At 59.1% G+C, this 18,586-nt stretch carries 14 protein-coding genes; 3 read left to right on the forward strand and 11 right to left on the reverse strand.

Annotation, left to right across the window (positions count from 1 at the left end):
- Positions 1–13 precede the first annotated feature (13 nt).
- The 11 genes from RIKMI_RS0104670 to RIKMI_RS0104720 form a co-directional block, all read right to left on the reverse strand.
- The gene (locus RIKMI_RS0104670; protein WP_027290644.1) at positions 14–1,273 is read right to left on the reverse strand and encodes a hemolysin family protein; all 1,260 of its coding nucleotides are present in this window, start codon (positions 1,271–1,273) and stop codon (positions 14–16) included.
- An 18-nt stretch (positions 1,274–1,291) separates the two neighbouring features.
- The gene (gene lptC / locus RIKMI_RS13055) at positions 1,292–1,939 is read right to left on the reverse strand and encodes an LPS export ABC transporter periplasmic protein LptC (protein ID WP_084135180.1); all 648 of its coding nucleotides are present in this window, start codon (positions 1,937–1,939) and stop codon (positions 1,292–1,294) included.
- 55 nt (positions 1,940–1,994) lie between these two features.
- Positions 1,995–3,323: a tetratricopeptide repeat protein gene (locus RIKMI_RS0104680; protein ID WP_027290645.1), complete on the reverse strand. Its 1,329-nt coding sequence runs from the start codon at positions 3,321–3,323 to the stop codon at positions 1,995–1,997.
- A gap of 99 nt (positions 3,324–3,422) precedes the next feature.
- The gene (locus tag RIKMI_RS0104685) at positions 3,423–4,766 is read right to left on the reverse strand and encodes a BamG family beta-barrel-assembly machinery protein (protein WP_147288430.1); all 1,344 of its coding nucleotides are present in this window, start codon (positions 4,764–4,766) and stop codon (positions 3,423–3,425) included.
- Positions 4,732–5,484, reverse strand: a complete 753-nt coding sequence (locus tag RIKMI_RS0104690) for a type III pantothenate kinase (RefSeq protein ID WP_027290647.1) — start codon at positions 5,482–5,484, stop codon at positions 4,732–4,734. The genes RIKMI_RS0104685 and RIKMI_RS0104690 overlap by 35 nt, the downstream gene beginning before the upstream one ends.
- Positions 5,481–8,855, reverse strand: coding sequence for a transcription-repair coupling factor (mfd, locus tag RIKMI_RS13060; RefSeq protein WP_051214353.1), 3,375 nt, complete (start codon positions 8,853–8,855; stop codon positions 5,481–5,483). Before mfd ends, RIKMI_RS0104690 begins: the two co-directional genes overlap by 4 nt.
- A gap of 333 nt (positions 8,856–9,188) precedes the next feature.
- Positions 9,189–10,394, reverse strand: a complete 1,206-nt coding sequence (locus tag RIKMI_RS0104700; protein WP_037291509.1) for an amidohydrolase family protein — start codon at positions 10,392–10,394, stop codon at positions 9,189–9,191.
- A complete protein-coding gene (locus RIKMI_RS0104705) occupies positions 10,327–11,316 on the reverse strand; it encodes a hypothetical protein (protein ID WP_147288429.1) in 990 nt (329 codons plus the stop codon). Before RIKMI_RS0104705 ends, RIKMI_RS0104700 begins: the two co-directional genes overlap by 68 nt.
- 1,209 nt (positions 11,317–12,525) lie before the next feature.
- Entirely contained in the window at positions 12,526–13,728 is a 1,203-nt protein-coding gene (locus RIKMI_RS0104710) for an ABC transporter permease (RefSeq protein ID WP_027290650.1), read from the reverse strand.
- Positions 13,729–13,870: 142 nt separating this feature from the next.
- Positions 13,871–14,359, reverse strand: a complete 489-nt coding sequence (gene rnhA / locus RIKMI_RS0104715; RefSeq protein ID WP_037291514.1) for a ribonuclease HI — start codon at positions 14,357–14,359, stop codon at positions 13,871–13,873.
- Between the two features lie 577 nt (positions 14,360–14,936).
- Complete coding sequence (locus tag RIKMI_RS0104720) at positions 14,937–15,935, reverse strand: DUF4837 family protein (protein ID WP_027290652.1); 999 nt, start codon at positions 15,933–15,935, stop codon at positions 14,937–14,939.
- A gap of 490 nt (positions 15,936–16,425) precedes the next feature.
- Here RIKMI_RS0104720 and RIKMI_RS0104725 point away from each other — a divergent pair, with 490 nt between their 5' ends.
- The 3 genes from RIKMI_RS0104725 (at position 16,426) to efp (ending at position 18,263) form a co-directional block, all read left to right on the forward strand.
- A complete protein-coding gene (locus tag RIKMI_RS0104725) occupies positions 16,426–17,034 on the forward strand; it encodes a polysaccharide deacetylase family protein (RefSeq protein ID WP_027290653.1) in 609 nt (202 codons plus the stop codon).
- Between the two features lie 19 nt (positions 17,035–17,053).
- Positions 17,054–17,506, forward strand: a complete 453-nt coding sequence (locus RIKMI_RS13065) for a YqaA family protein (RefSeq protein ID WP_037291516.1) — start codon at positions 17,054–17,056, stop codon at positions 17,504–17,506.
- A gap of 190 nt (positions 17,507–17,696) precedes the next feature.
- Entirely contained in the window at positions 17,697–18,263 is a 567-nt protein-coding gene (gene efp / locus RIKMI_RS0104740) for an elongation factor P (RefSeq protein WP_027290654.1), read from the forward strand.
- Positions 18,264–18,586: the final 323 nt, after the last annotated feature.

The following is an 18,586-nucleotide window of genomic DNA, read 5'->3' on the forward strand; positions in this document are numbered from 1 at the left end:
TGGCGAAGCCCTTTTATGCAGGCCGGACTTTTGTGACCTGCACCAGTTCGATGCGCGTACGCCCCGTCCGCAGTATCTTGATCTTCAGTCCGTCGGCTTTGACGACATCGCCCGGTTTGGGGAGGTCTTCGCTCTGGTCGAGGATGTAGCCCGCCAGCGTGTCGTAACGGTCCGATTCGGGAATGCCGAGGCCGTACGTTTCGTTCAGGTGGTCGATCTCCAGCCGTCCGGCCAGCACGTACTCGCTGTCGGACAGTCGTTTCTCGACCAGGTAGTCGGCATCGTGTTCGTCTTCGATCTCGCCGAAAATCTGCTCCAGCAGATCTTCGAGGGTTACCAGGCCGGCCGTGCCGCCGAATTCGTCGATCACGACGGCCAGCGAACGGTAGTCGCGGGTCAGTTCGCCGAGCAGTTTCTGCTGGGGCATCGTTTCGGGTACGTACAGAATCTCCTGCAAGATCTCCCGAATCGTGGCGGGGGTTTTGAACAGGCTCTTGATATTGGCGTAACCGATAATGTTGTCGATCGTACCCTCATAGACGGGTACGCGCGAAAAACCGGTCTCCACCAGCAGGCGGCGCAGGTCGTCCACGCTGTCGTTCACGTCGATCGCTTCGATGTCGGTACGCGGCACCATGCAGTCCCGCACGCGCTGTTCGGAGAAGTCCAGCGCATTCTGGAACAGGCGGATCCGCTGCCCGTTATCCTCTTTCCCCTCGTCGCCGCCCTCTTCATTCCCGGCAGCCTCTTCGACCAGCGTGGCCAGATCGACTTTGCCGAATCCGACGGCACGGGGCGTATCGGCCACACGTCTTCCGGTTAGTCGCAGGAGCAGCGCGGACAGCAGGGTGGTGAAACGGGCCAGGGGATAGAAAACGATATAGAAGACGTACAGCGGTACAGCGAAAACCCTCAGGTAGAAATTCGGATCGGCCTTGACGACGGCTTTCGGCAGGAATTCCGCCGTGAAGATAATGATCAGCGTGGAAACGAGGGTCTCCAGCGCGTAGTTGGAACTTCCCGTAACGGTCGTATAGAGGGCGCTCATGAAGATGGAGTAGATCACCAGCGCGATATTGTTCCCCACCAGGATGGTCGAGATGTACTGGCCGGGAGCCTTGAGAAAGAGACTGGCGATATGGTTGTAGGTCTTGCTCTGCTTCCGTTCGATTTCCAGCCGCAGCTTGTTGGACGAGAGGAAAGCGATCTCCATGCCGGAAAAGAAGGCCGACAGGACGAGGGCGATGACGATAACGATGATCTGTGTCTCCATGAACGGGATTCGGTTAAGCTACGGAAGGGCCGTCGTATCGGCCGCGGCCGGAGTCTGCGGGCCGGCGGTGGTATCCCTCATGGCGGAGGCATCGACTTCGATTTTGCCGGAAGTGTTGTGGAAACTCCACGTCTCGAAACTCTCGTCGGCTTCGAAATTGCTGCCCACGTGCACGCTGTTGCCATCGACGACCCGGGCCGTGGTATCGCTGTATATCTTCTTCTTTTTCTGGTCCCAGTACAACCGTTCGGTATAGAGGGTACGCCCCCCTTTCTCCCCTTTGTAGTTGTGGGCGACCACGTTCCCGCGGGCTTCCCACAGGTCGGTGACTTCGTTCAGACGGGCGTAATCGGCGACCAGGTCGCTTTCCACCCTCAGGGCCGAATCGAATGTCTCCACCTTGATTCCCCGGCGGAACTCCATGAACGGCTCCTCGGCCAGTTCGTAACGCTCCAGCAGGGGGGTCTCCATCCGGTACTGGCGGTGCCCGTCCACGGAATTGATGATCCGGTGGTTATGGCTGACCTGGGTCGGGGTCGTTTCGGGATCCTCGACCGTCGGTTCCGGTTCTTTACCGCCGCAGGAAGACAGAAAAAGAGTGCCTGCCGCCATCGTGGCGGCAAGCACTGTTACAGGTCTGGCGATGCTTCGTCGTAAGTTTTTCATAGGCGAAAAGGCGGCTCCGCAGCAAACGTGCCGCCCCTTTCCGGATAAGAAAAGATTAACGTTCGCGCACGGTGGTACGACCGCTGATCCAGCCGCAATTGACCGTATAGGAGTCGCCGGGGTTCAGCCCGCGCATGAAAGTCTCTTCGCTTTTCGGGAAGTTGGCGCTGTAATTGGCGATCATACTGCTGATCTGCGCCTGCTGGGGATCGTCCGCCGGAAGCAACTGGCGGGCGCGGGAAAGATTGTCCACGGCCAGCCACATGGCGGTCTGGCTGTCGAAACCGCTGCAAGCGCTGCCGGCGCCGCTGCCGAATGCGGCTCCCAACAGCAGGTAAGCCACCCCGTTGTTCGGATCGAGGTCGATAACCCGGCGGGCGAACGTTGCCGCTTCGCGGTAAGAACCGGATGCGCTGGTCATGGTAGCGGCCTGGAGCAGGAAGTTGATCTTTTTGGCCTGGTCGGTCTCATTATCGATACCGATACGCAGATATTCCAATGCCTTGGCGAAATCTTTTTTCTCCTGGAACACGGAGGCGAGCTGCACGGCCACTTCCGGTTTCGGGTTCACCTGATAGTATTTTTCCAGCATGGTCAGGTAGAATTCGCTGGAACATTTGCCGCGGTGCAGAAGCGCCAGAACGGTCTCGATCAACTGCTGGTTGTCCGGGTCGGCTTCGTATTTCGGTTTGTAGATCTTTTCGACGGTTTCGCAGTTCGCCGCGCCGCTGGTTGCGAACAGGTCGTCCAGCGTTTTCCCGGCTTCGGCGGCATCGCTGTCCTGGCTGGCGGCGATGCGTTCGCTGAGGCTCTCATAGGTTTCCATCAGCTCTTCCGGGGTCACGTCGTCGAGTTTGAAACTTTCCACCACGGCGTTGAAGTACATCACGGCCAGCGCCGGCTCGAAAGGATGCTTCTCGTCGAGCGCTTCGCGGAAGAGTTTGAACAGACGTTCGCGGTCGGCCGGCATCATGCTCAGGAACATTTTGGCCTTTTCGCTTTTCAGGTAGGCTTCGCCGCGCTGGGGATGATCGCCGAACGCTTCGATACGTTTGTCGTAGATCCACAGGATGCTGTCCACGTACATCCGGCGGTCTTCTTTGGTCTGGGCGCCGGCGGCTTTGTTCTTGTAAATGTCGATACCGCGTATGTACATGTTTTCGGAGGCTTTCGGTGCGCCTTCGATCAGCTGGCGCAGGTAAAGCGTCGCCAGGTTGTAGTCTTTGGCCTTGTACGCGTCGCCGAAGAAATTCAGGATGCGGACATTCTGTTCGCGGGACGCAGGATCGGCACCGTACTTCGGATCGTCCTTATAATCCTGCGCTGCGGCCGTGCCTCCCACTAAGGCCAGGGCCGCAATCAGTGAATACACTCGTTTTTTCATCAGTTTATGGTTAGTTTCGTTAATCGTCAGGTCCGGATCAGGGGCGCCGTTTTCCGCGCTCTGCGGAGGACATCGCCCGATTCGCCGCCCCCCCTGTCTTTAATTGTATTTCGGCCGCACGAACCAGTAATCCTGTCCGAAGAGGCTCAGGGCGGCGAAGATATTGAAATAACGTTCCCGGATCTGTCCGGCTGCCCGGCTGCCGCGTTCGCCGTATTCGACGCCGATCCCCACTTTGGAGAAAGAGCCTTTCTTGAGGGCGAAATCGACCCCCACCGACACCGCCGCGTCGTGCAACCGGTGCCCGGCCTTGCTCAGGTAGCTGTCGCCGTACCGCAGACCGGCCTTATAGGTCCAGCGGTTCAGCGCATTGCGGATATCGTACCGGTTCGGGGTATAGCTGAAGCCGAGGCGATAGTCCTGCTGCGCTCCGAGGGTGATGTCCTGATCCTTCGGGATTTCGAACGCACCGCTCCAGTTCTGGCGGCTGTAATCGAAAGCTACGCCCAGTTTGCGGGACTGGAAGTAAATGCCGGCGCCGACCTTGCCCGGAATATCCATGTTCCACCGGCTGACTCCCGAATAGACGGTGTCCGCGACGGAATTACTGTACGAGAGGGTCAGACGGGTCTGCTTGACGGAAGCGGTCACTTTGGGCTGATAGGTCACCCCGACGGCCAGCGCGTTGTTCTTGCCGACCTTGAAAACATACTGCGCACCGAGGGTGAACAGAATCTTACTGAGATTTTGGTTCTCCGACGAAACGACGTTGCGGTACGTCTCCGAACCGAGATACGAAGTCACCATGGCGTTGTACTGCCGCTCGATATTCCCGAACCAGTAGTTCATGCTGGCGCCCAACGAAAAACGGGGGGTGACGTTCACGCCGAGGCTCATCGCCACCTGGGTGATCCCGCCGTCGCCGGCATAATTATAAACGGTACTTCCTATATTTTCGGTGATGTCCGCGTTCTGCGCGACGATACGGCTCGTATAACCCACCGAGCTGACCGGCGTCAGCGAGAAGCCCAGCCCCACGCCTTTGCCCAGCGGCACGGCCAGCCCCAGGTCGTGGATATTGAACGTGTTGTAGGAAGTGGATGCCGCGTCACTCTTCGCGTAGATGTTTTTCCCTTCGCCGGCGAAATTGAAGATGGCCGACTGCCTCGGGATCGCGCTCATGGAGGCGGGATTCCGGTAGTTGAAGGCATGCGGATCGCGGACGGCGATGCCGGCGCCGCCCATCGAACGGTTGAACGCGCTGCCACCCACGGCCATGTCCCCGATCCCGTACATGGTGTACGGCGAGAAAGCATTGAGGTCGCTGATCTGGGCCCGGACGGAAACCAGACCCGCGCACCATACGGCGCACAGACAGAGGAAAGTCCGCCCGCGGCGGCACGTCACGCTATGGTTCAATGTCCTGAGTATTGGGTTGGGCATTATATTCGAGTATTCGGTTCAGTCCTTTAATGACCAGGTCGTAAATTACAAATATCGGTTTTTTTACTTTGTCGGCAAAGAAATTCGCATCCCTACCGGCAAAAAAGACCGTCAAGGCTCCGTTTTTTTCGCCGATCCGGTCGATATAGCCTTCGATTTCGTGGATAATGCCGAGCACGACGCCGCTTTCGATGGCGTTGCGCGTCGAGGTCCCGGTCAGGTCGTAGCGCTCCGGGGTGGAACAGAGCGGCAGCCGGTCGGTCAGGCGGTGGAGCGCCTCGAAGCGCATGGCCATGCCGGGCGAGATATTGCCGCCGAGGTATTCGCCGGCCGCGCTGACCCGGTCGATGGTGATGGCCGAGCCGAGGTCGATGATCAGCAGTTCGCGGCCGGGGGCAACGTCCCACGCCCCCACGGCAGCGGCCAGCCGGTCGGCGCCCAGCGTTTCGGGCGTAGCGTACAGGTTCGCCAGCGGTACCGGCGTTCCCGGCACGAAACGCAGAAAATGGCTCACATGGCGGCGGATATACTCCTCGGTACGTTCGTTCGGGTTCCGCGTGGTGGACAGGATCGCCCGGTCGATAGCCGGGTATTCGTGCAGCAAATCCCGGATCGCGGGGCAGCTCAGTTCCTGTTCCACATTCTTGAACACGATCTCGGAACCGTCCATGACGGCGGTCTTGGCGAAGGTGTTTCCTATGTCTATGACTAAATTCATCGGGTCTGTTCATGCTCCGCCGACGGCACCGACGGACCGCCTGCGGAGAACTGTCCGGCCGCCGCCAGCCCCTCCAGCGTACGGCGCAGGGCCGGCACCGAGGCCGCTTCTTTGACCGACAAAGATAGTTTATTATTGGATTGGTTGAGTTTGAACTTTTTCGGGGCGGCAGTCACCGCCTTCAGGATGGCCATGAACCGGTCGCTCCGGTAGAAGGCCGATTTCTCATTGGCCACGAAGTAAAGGGTGGCCGTGCCGTTTTTGAGCACGACCCGTTCGATGCCGTCGCTCTCGGCCACGCGGCGCAGCCGCACCACTTCGAACAGCTCTGCGACGGGAGCGGGCGGTTCGCCGAAACGGTCGGTCAGGCGGGCGATGAACTGCCCGAGGGCCTCCTCGGTGCGGATGCCGTCCAGTTCGCGGTAGAGGCGGATCTTTTCGGCCGTATTGCCGATATAACTGTCGGGCAGGTGGGCCGACGAATCGGTCTCGATCACGCAGTCGATAGCCGTCGTATCCGGTTCCAGCCCCTGTTCCTCCCGCAGCTCCGCCACCGCTTCGGCCATGATCTTCTGGTAGGTCTCGAAACCGATGTCGGCGATGAAACCGCTCTGTTCGGCGCCGAGGATGTTCCCCGCCCCGCGGATGTCGAGGTCCTGCATGGCGATATTGAAACCGCTGCCCAGTTCGGAAAACTCTTCCAGCGCCCTGAGCCGCCGGTGGGCGTCGGCGGTCACGGCCTCTTCCGAGGGGATCAGCAGGTAACAGTACGCCTTGCGGTTGGTACGCCCCACGCGCCCCCGCAGCTGGTGCAGGTCGGAGAGGCCGAACATGTGGGCGTTGTTGATGATCATCGTGTTGGCATTCGGAATGTCGATACCGGACTCGATGATGGTGGTGGCCAGCAGCACGTCGTACTCGCCGTAGATGAAGTCCATCATGATCTTTTCCAGCTCTCCGGCGGGCATCTGCCCGTGCCCCACGGCCACGCGTGCGCCGGGGCAAAGCCGCCCGATCAGCTCCTTCATCCTGCCGAGCGACTGCACCCGGTTATGCAGGAAGAAGACCTGTCCGCCGCGTTGCAGCTCGGCTTCGATCGCTTCGCGGATAATCTCCTCGTCGAACACGTCCACCTCGGTGGCGACGGGTTGGCGGTTGGGTGGCGGGGTGTTGATGATCGACATGTCGCGCGCGCCCATCAACGAGAATTGCAGGGTGCGCGGTATCGGCGTGGCGGTCAGGGTCAGCGTGTCCACGTTGGCTTTCAGATGGCGCAGCTTCTCTTTGTTGGCCACGCCGAACTTCTGCTCTTCGTCGATAATCAGCAGTCCGAGGTCTTTGAACCGGACGTTCTTGCCCAACAGGCGGTGCGTACCGATGACGATGTCTATCTTCCCGTCCGCCAGGTCGTCCAGGATTTCGCGGGTCTGCTTCGCGGTCTTTACTCTGGAAAAGTTTTCGACCCGCACGGGGAAATCCCTGAGCCGCCGCGAGAATGTCCGGTAATGCTGCAACGAGAGGACGGTGGTCGGCACCAGCACGGCCACCTGTTTGCCGTCGGCGGCGGCTTTGAACGCGGCGCGGATGGCGATTTCGGTCTTGCCGAAACCGACGTCGCCGCAGACCAGCCGGTCCATCGGCACGGGCTGTTCCATGTCTTCCTTGACGGCCTGCGTAGCGCTCTGCTGGTCGGGGGTGTCTTCGTACAGGAACGAGGCCTCCAGCTCCTGCTGCATAAAGCCGTCGGGCGAATAGGCGAATCCGGCGCTGGCTTTCCGTTTGGCGTACAGGGCGATCAGCTCGCGGGCGATGTCCTTGACCTTGTTTTTGGTGGTCTGTTTCAGTTTCTGCCAGGCTCCCGAACCGAGTTTGTGCACTTTCGGTTCCGGCGCGTCCTTGTCTTTGTATTTGCTGATGCGGTGCAGCGAATGGACATTGACGAACAGGATGTCGTTGTCTTTGTAAACCAGTTTGACGAACTCCTGCACCGCGCCGTTCGTCGTGCTGCGCACCAGTCCCCCGAACCGGCCTACGCCGTGGTCGATATGCACCACGTAGTCGCCGATCTGGAGGGCGTTCAGTTCGGCGATGGTCATGCTTTCGCGCCGGTCGATTTCGCCGGGCACGGTGTAACGGTGGTAGCGGTCGAAGATCTGGTGGTCGGTATAGAGGGCGAGTTTCAGGGCGGGCAGGACGAAGCCGCCGTGCAGGGTGAGGGGTACGTGCCCGTAGCCGACGTGTTCCAGCCCGACGGATTCGAATACGTTTTCGAGCCGTTCCATCTGGGCGCGGTTCTCGGTCAGGATATAGGTGGTGCGGCCCTCTTCGTTGCCGCGCCGGATGTCGGCGGCCAGCAGTTCGAAGTTCTTGTTGAACTGCGGCTGTGGAGAGGCGCCGAAATCGATGTCGTCGCCTTCGGCGGGCCGTTCGGGGACATTGACGTTCAGCCCGATCCAACGCCAGTTTTTCGTTTCGGCCAGGAATTGCCTGCGGCTGGTCACGAGGCTGCCGATCTGCGCCGGGTCGGACAGCTCGCCGAGCAGTTTGGTCCGGATCTGGTCGAGTTTGCCTAACAGCTGCACGGGGTTGGTCATCCAGAGGGTCGTGGGGTCGTCGCCGATGTATTCGGCCAGGGAGACGCGTTTTTCGGCCAGCTCCGGATTCTTGAGGTTCGGCACGATTTCGGCTTCGTCGCGGGTCTCGGTCGAGAGCTGGGTGCCGACGCTGAACAGACGGATGGATTCGATGTCGTCGCCGAAAAAGTCGATACGGTAGGGTTTGCTGTCGCCGAACGAGAAGATGTCGATGATCCCGCCGCGCCGGGAGTACTGACCGGGTTCGCCGACGAAATCGACGCGTTCGAACAGGTAACCGGCCAGTCGTTTTTCGAGGTCGTCCATGCTGATCCGCTCTCCTTTGCGGATGCGGAGCACGTGCTCGGCGAGCCGCTGGCGGTCGGCCACTTTTTCGGCCAGGGCGTCGGGCCAGGTGCAGATAATAAGCGGTGCCGACCGTTCTTTCCGGCTGCCGAGGGCGGTCAGCACGGCGGTGCGCTGCACGATGCCGGCGGGGTCTTCGCGCAGGGTCTGTACGGAACGTTTGTAAGCGGTGGGGTAAAAAAGTATGTTCCCGACGGCCTGGGAACCGGCCAGATTGGTCAGGTCGTTGCAGAGGTAGGAGGCTTCGTCGCGGTCGCCGGCCACGATAAGGTGCACGCCTCCTTTCCGCCGGGCGACGTGCCCGGCGACGATGGCGAACAACGAACCGGCCATCCCCCGGATACGAAGGGTGTTCCTTTCGTCGTACCGCCGTTCGAGCTGCCGGACGGATGCACTGTCCCCGATCCGCTGCTCCAACTGTTCTATCGTCATCTTATGTATTGATCGGTTCGTTTATTCACACATTGATGTTGGATGGAACTGCCGCTTTTTGGAAAAAGCGGCACCAAAAACTTTTGAGTCCGCTGCGCTATGCCTTAGGCTCCGCAGTCCTTTTGTATTGCGAATCCTTTTGTGTTATCGGAACAGGGGCTAATCAAGCAATAACCGTTATATAGCCCCTGTTCCGATAACACAAAATTTGTCGAAGACAGGGGTATCCGGCAGGCCCAGGAGATGCGAAGCATCTCAAAAAGTTTTTTTGGTTCTTTTTGTTCACAAAAAGAACAGTACCCTCAAACCCAACCGTACGAATAAACGAACGGTTTAAAACAAACGTAGCATACGGGCGTCGGAAGCGAGCGTCAGGGAAGAGAAATCCACCCCCGAGAGCAATACCGCCCCCGGTCTCTTGCCCGGTTCGAAACTGCCGATTTCGTCATCGAAGCGCAACGCACGCGCCCCGCCCAGCGTCGCCCATTGGAGAAGCGTCTCCAGCGGGATCGACGGATTATGGGCCGACAGCCATTTGAGTTCCTCCGCCAGCGACAGGGAAGTATTCGACGACAGGCTGTCCGTTCCCAGCGCCACCCGCGCCCCAGCCTCGTACAGCATCTGCGCCGGCGGAAAATCCGCATCTATATAATAATTCGACCGCGGGCACAGCACGAACGTTACATCCTCGAAATAATTCAGGATCAGCTCCATATCCCGACGCCGCATCTGCGTGTTATGAATCAGGATCAGGTGCGCCCCTTTCGGCAACGACCCCACCAACCGTTCGGCATGCCCCCCGTAGGCAAGGAAATCCGGTTCCCGGCCTGCCGAAGCCTTCACCATTTCGTAAATCCCGCCCCTGCGGTCGAAGAAATCGACCTCCGCCGGAGTCTCCATAAAATGAATCGACATCAGCGGTGAGTCCGCCCCCAACCGGAACAGCTTGTCCGACATGAAATAGGTCGAATGCTGCGTCGGCGTGATCTCCAGCCCGTCTGCGGCAGCCGCGGCCAGCAACGGATCGACCGCCCGATGGTAGAACGCCTCCGCCTCGCCGTCCGCCGGCATCCCGAAAAACTCGGCGAAAGTATGGTAACGCGTCCGCCCCTCGCGCAACGCTTTCGCCTTGGCCGGAAACGACGTCGTGTCGTTACTGATGTCCCCGACGGCCTGAATACCCTCCCGCCACATAGACAGATCCTCTTCGACGGCCCGTGCGACCTGCACCTCGCGCGAATAATCGTTGCGTTTGGAGACCACATGGTCGATAAACTTCACCATGCCCGCGTGCTGCGGTATCGCCCCCTTGAAGAACGAAAGCTCCAGATGGCAATGGGCATTGGTCATGCCCGGAATCAGAATGCCGTTGTGGTATTCGGTCTGCGGCAGGGAATCGATCCGCTCGCACTGCTCCACCCCTTCGACCGTTCCGTCGGCGGCGAAACGCACCACCCCGTTGCGCAGGAGCTTACCGTCCGGCGAAAGGAGGTACGGGGCCGCCAGACGTCTGGAGGCTGTCGAAATAACGTTTTTCATAATAAAGATATAATTGTTCCGGGAATCCGGTGAGCTGTTCGAAGAGTTGCCTGCGGGCCAGCCGCACGGGCAGCACGTGCACCAGGCGGATGTCCGTGAGGTAACAGGTGTCTGCCGGCAAATCCCGCCGGACGATCTCGGACAGGGTCATTTCCAGCAATTTGACATTTCCGCCGACACTGATCTCCTCCTCGTAGCCGACCGTGTCTTTCGCCGTAGGGAGCCAAAGGGTGCTTTCCGTAGTTTTCCCGCTCCGTTCCGTCCTTTTCGCCCGTACCGACTTCGTGTAGGAACGGGCATGGCTGCCGGTGGAGTATTCGAATGCTATCCGGTAGGTACCCGCAGGCACGGAGGAATCCGCCGGTTCCGGTCCGGCATAGGCGATCCGGTAACCGTCCAGCTTGCCGCGAAGCACCGTATCGCTCGTAAACACCGTGTCGGAAGTACGCGTCTGAGCGATCGAATCGATCCGCAACTGTTCTTTGTACCGTCCCTCGGCACCGACGCGCGAATATTTGATGTCTGCGGCCACGCCGCTGAGGATATTGGCCAGCGGGTTGCTCTTGCGCATGGACATCTCGCGGACAGTGAACCGGAAGTCGTCCATCGTATAACCGTATTTGCCCAAAATGGCGGTCTGCACCTCCACGGAATCGATCCGCATGCCGTCCAGTGCCGATTTGTCTACCTGCAGGACGGACTGGCTCACCAGCATATCGCGCATGATGGAACGCATCGTCCCTTCTGGAATGGCTTTCGGCCCGCTGTGGCAGGCCGTCAGAAGCAACGACACCGATATGGCGCACAGAATCAGACGGCCCCTTATTCCCGCGACGCGGCCGGGACTCCGACGAACGGGAATCGTCGAGAACCGGCCCGGAACGAGACAATGCGCGAGCATCCGTATCAAGTCATCTATCATCGTTTGCAAATTTCTTCAGGTAAGTACCCTGGCTCGGCAGGCCGAAACCAATGGAAAATTAAACGGATCCTTAATTACGTTTGTTGCCCGGAGCCGGCGGTGTTCCGGGGGCGCCGGTTTACCCGCCGACACGGAACCCTATTTTTTATCATAGGGTTAAAATACTTTACCCGTTCGGCTTTGCGCCCACCCATCGGCGCAAACTCCCGGTCGGAGTGCCCGGAGGCACCGCGAAAACCGGCGATTCTTATGAATCGCGGAAACTAAAAACTCTACGGTTATTTGCCGAGGGTCGCAGCCTGCGGAGACCGTGAACGAGCCTTGCGAGCGGGCCTCCGCGGGGCGAGGCTGCGGCCCGCGCGACCTAAAGGTCGCAAAACATGCCCCAGCCATTTAACTGTAAGTTTAATGTCATGTCTGTCGCCGACGAGCGTTTGTTCTTTCTTCGCCCGCTCATGCCGCAGGGGCACTTACTTTTTTACCTACGGTTTGCCGGTGGCTTCCTCGCGCTTCCTCGCCAAAGTCCGCAAGCGGCCTCTGGTCTCGGTACGCTGCTCGGTTCCTCCTGGCACCTCGGCCATTCGTGCAAGCCCGATGGCTCTCGGCTGCTGCGTCGGTTGCGCGACAAAAAAAGTAAGCAAAAAAGTCGCCGGGAATGCGATTCCCCGCTCCCGACTCCCGTCGGAACGGAAAATCGCACATTCCCGGGTCAGCAGCCTTTACCCGTACTTCGATACCAATGTAAGAAGCCGGGAGTACTTCGTTAAACTTACGGTTATTTTTCATTCGGGTCGGGCGCCCGGGAGACCGCTCCGAATTTAGGATTGCGGGCCTCCCGTGGGGAGGCGTCCGGCCCGCGCGACCTAAAGGTCGCAAAACATGCCCCGGCCATTTAACCGTACGTTAATTATCCGCGTAGCGGTCAGCCCGGAGCCACCCCCGGCGCAGGGCTACAACTCGCAAAGCTCGTTTGGCCCTCGCTGGCTCCGGGCGACAACATATAAGTTTAACTGTACGGTTAAAATATAAGTTCCGCGTCAGCGGGCGGGGCGGCCTCCTGAAGAGGAGATCCGGTACCGCCCGGCACCCGAGCCGGGCGGTAATTACCCGAAACCGCGTCCACTACCGGTATCCGACCCTGTAACTATATTGTACGAATAACAAAGAATCGAGTCGCAAATGATACACCGTCATTTACAGTCCCCTTCTTTATTTCCGTTTGCTCAATCCGGCAGCCGTCAGCACGCTGACGCCCGTTCCCAGGAGCAGGACACCCCCGGCCGTCGCCAGCAAGTCGAACGGATCGATCCGCACGGGATAGGCATCCATCAGGAACGCATCGCCGGCCATTCTGATAATGCCGGCTTCCTGCTGCAATACGGCGAAACCGACACCCAGCACAAGTCCGACCGCAACGCCGCAAGCCGTAATCAGCACCCCCTCCCAGGCAAATACCCGCCTCAACAGCCGCGGCGTGCCGCCCATCGCCAGCAGCATCTCCCGATCCTTCTCCTTGTCGGCCGCCAGCATCACCACCGACCCGACCAAGCTCAGCGCAGCGATCAGCACCACGAACATCAGGAGCAGGTAAATGATCCATTTCTCCTGCGCTACCATCCGGTAAACGGTCTCTTTCTGTTCGAAACGCGTCTTCACGTCGAATCCCGTTCCGGCAACGGCCTCCACCGCCCGCTTGCCGGTTTCGGGCGACACTCCCTCCCGGAGCCGTACCTCCAGCGAAGATATTTTATTCCCCGCCCCGGTCAGTCGTTGGGCGAATCCGAGCGGGACGAAGATATAACGCGAATCGGTCTGCTCGTCGAGCGCATAGATTCCGGACGGACGGACACGCGCCTCGTTGTACAACCCGACAGGCAGGAACGACGGATTGCCGCTGCCGGGACGGATGGCATAGAGCCTCAGGGGTTCCGGCAGAGCCGTCTGTACGCCGAGCGCATAGGCCGTTCCCTGCCCGATCACCGCCTCGTCCAGATCGCCGTGCCGGAGCCTGTAACGTCCCTGCACGATCCGCCGTTCGATGGGCACCACCCCGCCGTAGAGGGAATCCACCCCGCGCATCGAAACGATCCACTGGCGGTCGGAATAGGTCACGAGCACATTTTGTTCAGCCGTGGCGCTGACAGTCTCCGTTTCGGGCAACGCTTCGATCCGCTGCCGCAGGCCGTCGCCGTCGAACCATTGTCCTTCGCGGGGCGTGACGCACAGGTCGGAATCGAATTCGCTGTACATGTTCCCGATAAAATCGGCGAGTCCGTTGTGGAACGAGAGGATCGCGACGAGCGCCATCACGGGTACGGCCACGGCCACGACGCTGACCCCGGCGATCAGATTGATCACCGAGTGCGATTTGCGGCTGAACAGATGCCTGCGGGCGATGAACAAAGGTAGCATACGGAACTGCTGTGATGCAAAGATAGTTTTTTCGGAGCGCCGTTACGGGAAGCGGGCACCGGGCGACAAAGCATATGGTCGGATCCGGTTTTTACGGAGCCGCTTCCCGCTCCGTCCCTTTTCGCCCGCTCTCTCCCCCGAGCTATACAGATACCGGCAGTTCCCCCGCAACCGCAGCGGTTTCATAGCCGGTATCTTCGAGCAGTTCCGTTCCCCGCGCAGCGGTCGTCGCCAGCCGGTCGCACCGTTCGTTCCCGGCGTTGTCGTTATGGCCTTTGACCCATACGAAACGTACCCGGTGGCGGTCGAAAACGCGCATGAAACGGCGCCAGAGGTCTTCGTTCTTTTTCCCGGCGAACCCCTTGCGGATCCAGCCGTAGATCCACCCTTTCTGCACGGCGTCCACCACATACCGGGAGTCGGAATAGACCGTCACGTCCAGCCCGTCGCGTTTGAGGGCCTCCAGGCCGGTGATGACGGCCAGCAGTTCCATACGGTTGTTGGTGGTCAGGCGGTAGCCTGCCGATATTTCGCGCCGGTGGGGGCCGGCGAGCAGCACGACGCCGAAACCTCCGGGGCCGGGGTTGCCGAGCGACGAGCCGTCGGTGTATATGGTGACTCGGTTATTCATGTGCCGTACAAAAGTACGATTTTATGTAAAGTTCTCCCAATGTCAGGTCGGAGCCACCATCTCGGAAGGCCCAGTGCCGTCTGGTACATGGATCAACCTGTTCGGCAGTCGGAAATTTCCGCCCGGCAACTTGTCGAGCGGAACGATGGAAGTCCCGGTAAGCACAAGAGTTCTGTGCGAACCAAAACGGATACCTGTAACACTACGGGTGATATTAAATATATACGACTTTATCCTATCTTATATGCAGATCTGTCTTTCAGATAATTCCGACCACACCCGCTACCCTCGAAGCCGCAAAGCGACTTGGGCGCAGGACCGTTCAGGGAGATCATTATCCGATTTTGGATAAAGTCGTATCTACTTCATTGCCGACAAGTTTATCCGATGCTTTTTCAGCTTGCGCGGCCCCCTTACGCCAGAGAGAACTCCCGGTCGGCTCAGCCCCGGATAACATGAGGCGGTGCAAATCCGGGCAAAGACCCGGAGGGTCCGGCGCGTACAGAAAAAGCATCCGCGAAAACGAATCGGCATATCGAAATACATAATCGGGAACGAAAGATATAATCGGGGCCGGTTATTCGGGTATGCGGACCGTCATGAAGATCGCCTCCACCTGACGGATATAATCCCTCATCGGCACATTGTTGTTCGGAGAGGGCGAATAGACATAACCGTCGATGGCCAGCATCCGGTTCCGGGCCTGGTCATACGTGGTATAATTGATGAACGGCCCCCCCATGAAGTCGCCTTTCACATCCCAGAAACCGCGTACCTGATTCCACCGGCGTCCGTTTACCGTCAGCGCCTTCTGATCCATCATCCCCGCCGCGCTGCTCGTAGCCATATAACTGCCGTCCGAAGGCCCCGGCACCTGCATCACCGCCGCATTGCGCGCTGCGATGATATTGCCTGCCGCATCGTTGCGCGCCGGCACGGAATCCGCCGGATAGGTGTAGATCGTGAAACCGATGCTGGCCAGCGGCAGTTCGAACGATATCCACAGGAAATTCGTCGTGTCGAGGCGTACCCGGTAGCCCTGCGGCACGCTTATGTCGAAGCCGAACTTCTGCCGGATCAGTTCGCCGATCTCCTTGTTCCTGAACTTTTCCGCCCGCGCCACGAGCCGGTCGCGTTCCGCGATCTCGTACAGTTTCACCAGATCGCCTCCATAGGTATGGAGGAAAGCCGCCAGCGAATCGGCCGACGGAGCCGTTACCGTCACTTCCAGCTGCGGAGCCGAATTGACATCGTAAGAAGCCGTCATATCCGACTTCGAATATTGCGAACCGGTTTTCAGCACCAGGATGTTGCGGTGCCTGCTCACCGTCGCCTTATAGCCGGCCGGCGGCACGCTGTAAACCGTGAACCGGGGTTCCGGCTGGTTGATCATCTCCACCTCGTCGGCGAAGACGGCGCGCGCGGTATCGCCCGCAGGTCCCTGCCACAACGCCGCAGGAGCCACCACGAAAAGTTCGTACGGTTTCCCCGTGGAAGTGACCTTGACGCCGCCCGAACGGCAGGCCGTAAAAACCAGCGCAGCTGCCGTGAGCCAAGTGAGTGTAAATGTTTTCATGGTCGTATCGGTATTTGATGGATAAACGTTTTCGCACGGTCGGGACAATCCCGGCAACGGATGATCGCAAAGGTAAGTATATACGACTTTATTCTATATTATATGCACGCCTGATTTTCAGCATATTTCGGCCCGCGCCCACCTCCTTAAGCAGAGAAAAGCCCCGATCCCCTGTGCCGAGCGGCACCGCAGGGCCGTTTAGGGAGATCGTTATCCGATTTTGGGTAAAGTCGTATATACTTACCATCACAAATATAACGATAATTCCATTCCGCGCCGTTCTGCCCGTCCCGTAATGCCGCTCGTTTCCAGCCGGTATGCTTCCCTGCGGGCCGGTAAAAGTCCGGGCGGTGCCGGGCAGGAAGGAGTATTCCGCATCTTTTGCCTATCTTTGCCGGTGACGAACGCCGGCAAAGGTAAAGTCGCGCCCCCTGCGCGGTTTCCGGCCGGGCCGCCCGCTCCGTTTTATACCGGTTCAAAAACCCATGGCATGTATTTCCGTCCGCCGAAATTCATCAAACGTCTGTTTCCAGAGCTGAACTGGAACCTCCGCGAACCGGGGGGGATCTTCCTGACGTTCGACGACGGCCCCACGCCCGAAGTGACCGAATGGGTACTCGACACACTGGACAAATACGATGCCAAGGCCACGTTTTTCTGCCTCGGCAAAAATGTGGACCTGCATCCCGATATTTTCCGCAAAATCAAAGCCCGCGGCCACGCCGTCGGCAACCATTCGTACAGCCATATCAAAGGATGGGGCACCCCCACGGGACGCTATCTCGAAGACGCCGACCTGGCCAACGGGCTGATCCGCACCAACCTCTACCGTCCCCCCTACGGACGCATCACCCGCAGCCAGATCCGCCGCATCTCGGAACGGTACCACATCATCATGTGGGACATCCTGAGCCGGGATTACTCGCGGGCGGTTTCGCCCGAAGCGTGCGTGAGGAATGTAACGCGGCATCTGCACGAAGGGTCGATCGTGGTCTTCCACGATTCGGCGAAAGCCTCGCGCAACCTCTATTACGCCCTGCCCCGCGTGCTGGAAGCCATACAAAGGGCCGGTTTGCGGTGCCGCAGCATCGAACTCTGACCCCGCACGACGTACCGCTATGGAGTGGCTTCTCGACCTCGGATATTTCGGTCTGTTCATCGGCGCGCTGCTGGCGGCGACGATCATCCCGTTCAGCTCGGACTTCCTGCTGGTCGGCATGCTGGCCGCCGGCGGCAACGTGGTATGGACCGTCGTGTGGGCTTCGCTGGGCAACTGGGCCGGAGGCATGGTCTCCTACTGGATGGGACGGGGCGGCCGGTGGGAATGGATCGAAAAGTGGTTCAAGGTCAAGCCGGAGACGCTCGAAAAACAAAAGGCGAGGATCGACCGTTGGGGGTCGTGGCTCGCTTTCCTGTCGTGGCTGCCGCTGGTGGGCGATCTGTTCGCCCTGGGGCTGGGATTCTACAAGGTGAACGTCTGGCAGGTGGCCCTTTTCATGCTGATCGGCAAGACGGCCCGTTTCGTCGGCTGGGCCGCGGCGGTGGAGTGGATACGGCCCATGTTTGCGTAAACCCCCGCTTTTTCCTAACTTTGCAGTCTTCGATACGATCGTTTACAAACAAAGGTAATTATATACTATTTACACGGCATGATTTTTCGGTTCGAGCCGCCCCCCGACGGCTTTCAGCCGTCCGACGCGGAGCCGGAACCGGGTAGTGTAAATCATATATAGTCGCCTAAATAAAAATTCAAAACCATACATGGCAACAACCGCAGATATCAAAATCGGGATGTGCATCGAGTTCAACGGCAAAACCTGCCAGATCGTCGATTTCCAGCACGTAAAACCGGGCAAAGGCCCCGCTTTCGTGCGCACGAAGCTCAAAAACCTGGAGAACGGACGCACGATCGACAACACGTTCACGGCGGGCGCGCCGATCGAGCCGGTACGCGTGGAACGCCGCCCGTACCAATTCCTTTACGAGGACGACATGGGCGCCAACTTCATGCACACGGAAACTTTCGAACAGATCGTGATCGACAAGAACCTGATCGACAACTCCGACTTGATGAAAGAGGGCGAGGTGGTGGAAGTCATGTTCCGCACCGATAACGAACAGGTGCTGTCGGCCGAACTGCCGCAGCTGGTCGAAATGGAGGTGACGTACACCGAGCCGGGCCTGAAAGGGGACACCGCATCGTCGAACGCGCTCAAACCGGCGACGGTGGAGACGGGCGCGACGATCAAGGTGCCGCTGTTCATCAATACGGGCGAAAGAATCCGCGTGGATACCCGCAGCCGCGAATATTACGAACGGATCAAATAAAAACGGATCGGTAAGTATATACGCTTTACCCGGAATCGGGTAATGGTCTCTCTGAACGGCCCTGTGCCGGAGTCGCCGAGCGACTTCGGCACAGGGCCGAAAATTATTGAAGACCAGGCATATTTTCAGTTTGCAGGTTCAAGTCCGGAGCCAGCGAGAGCAGGGGCAGTTACAGGCCGGTTCGAATGCCGGGCGGCACCAGCCTTTCACCGGGGGCTTCGGGTTGGCCGCTACGCGGACGATTAATCTTATGGTTTTTATTTATGCGATTCGGAAGAATCACCGGCTTTCGCGGTGCCTCCGGGCACTCCGACCGGGAGTTT

The organism is Rikenella microfusus DSM 15922, assembly GCF_000427365.1.
Lineage (GTDB): Bacteria > Bacteroidota > Bacteroidia > Bacteroidales > Rikenellaceae > Rikenella > Rikenella microfusus.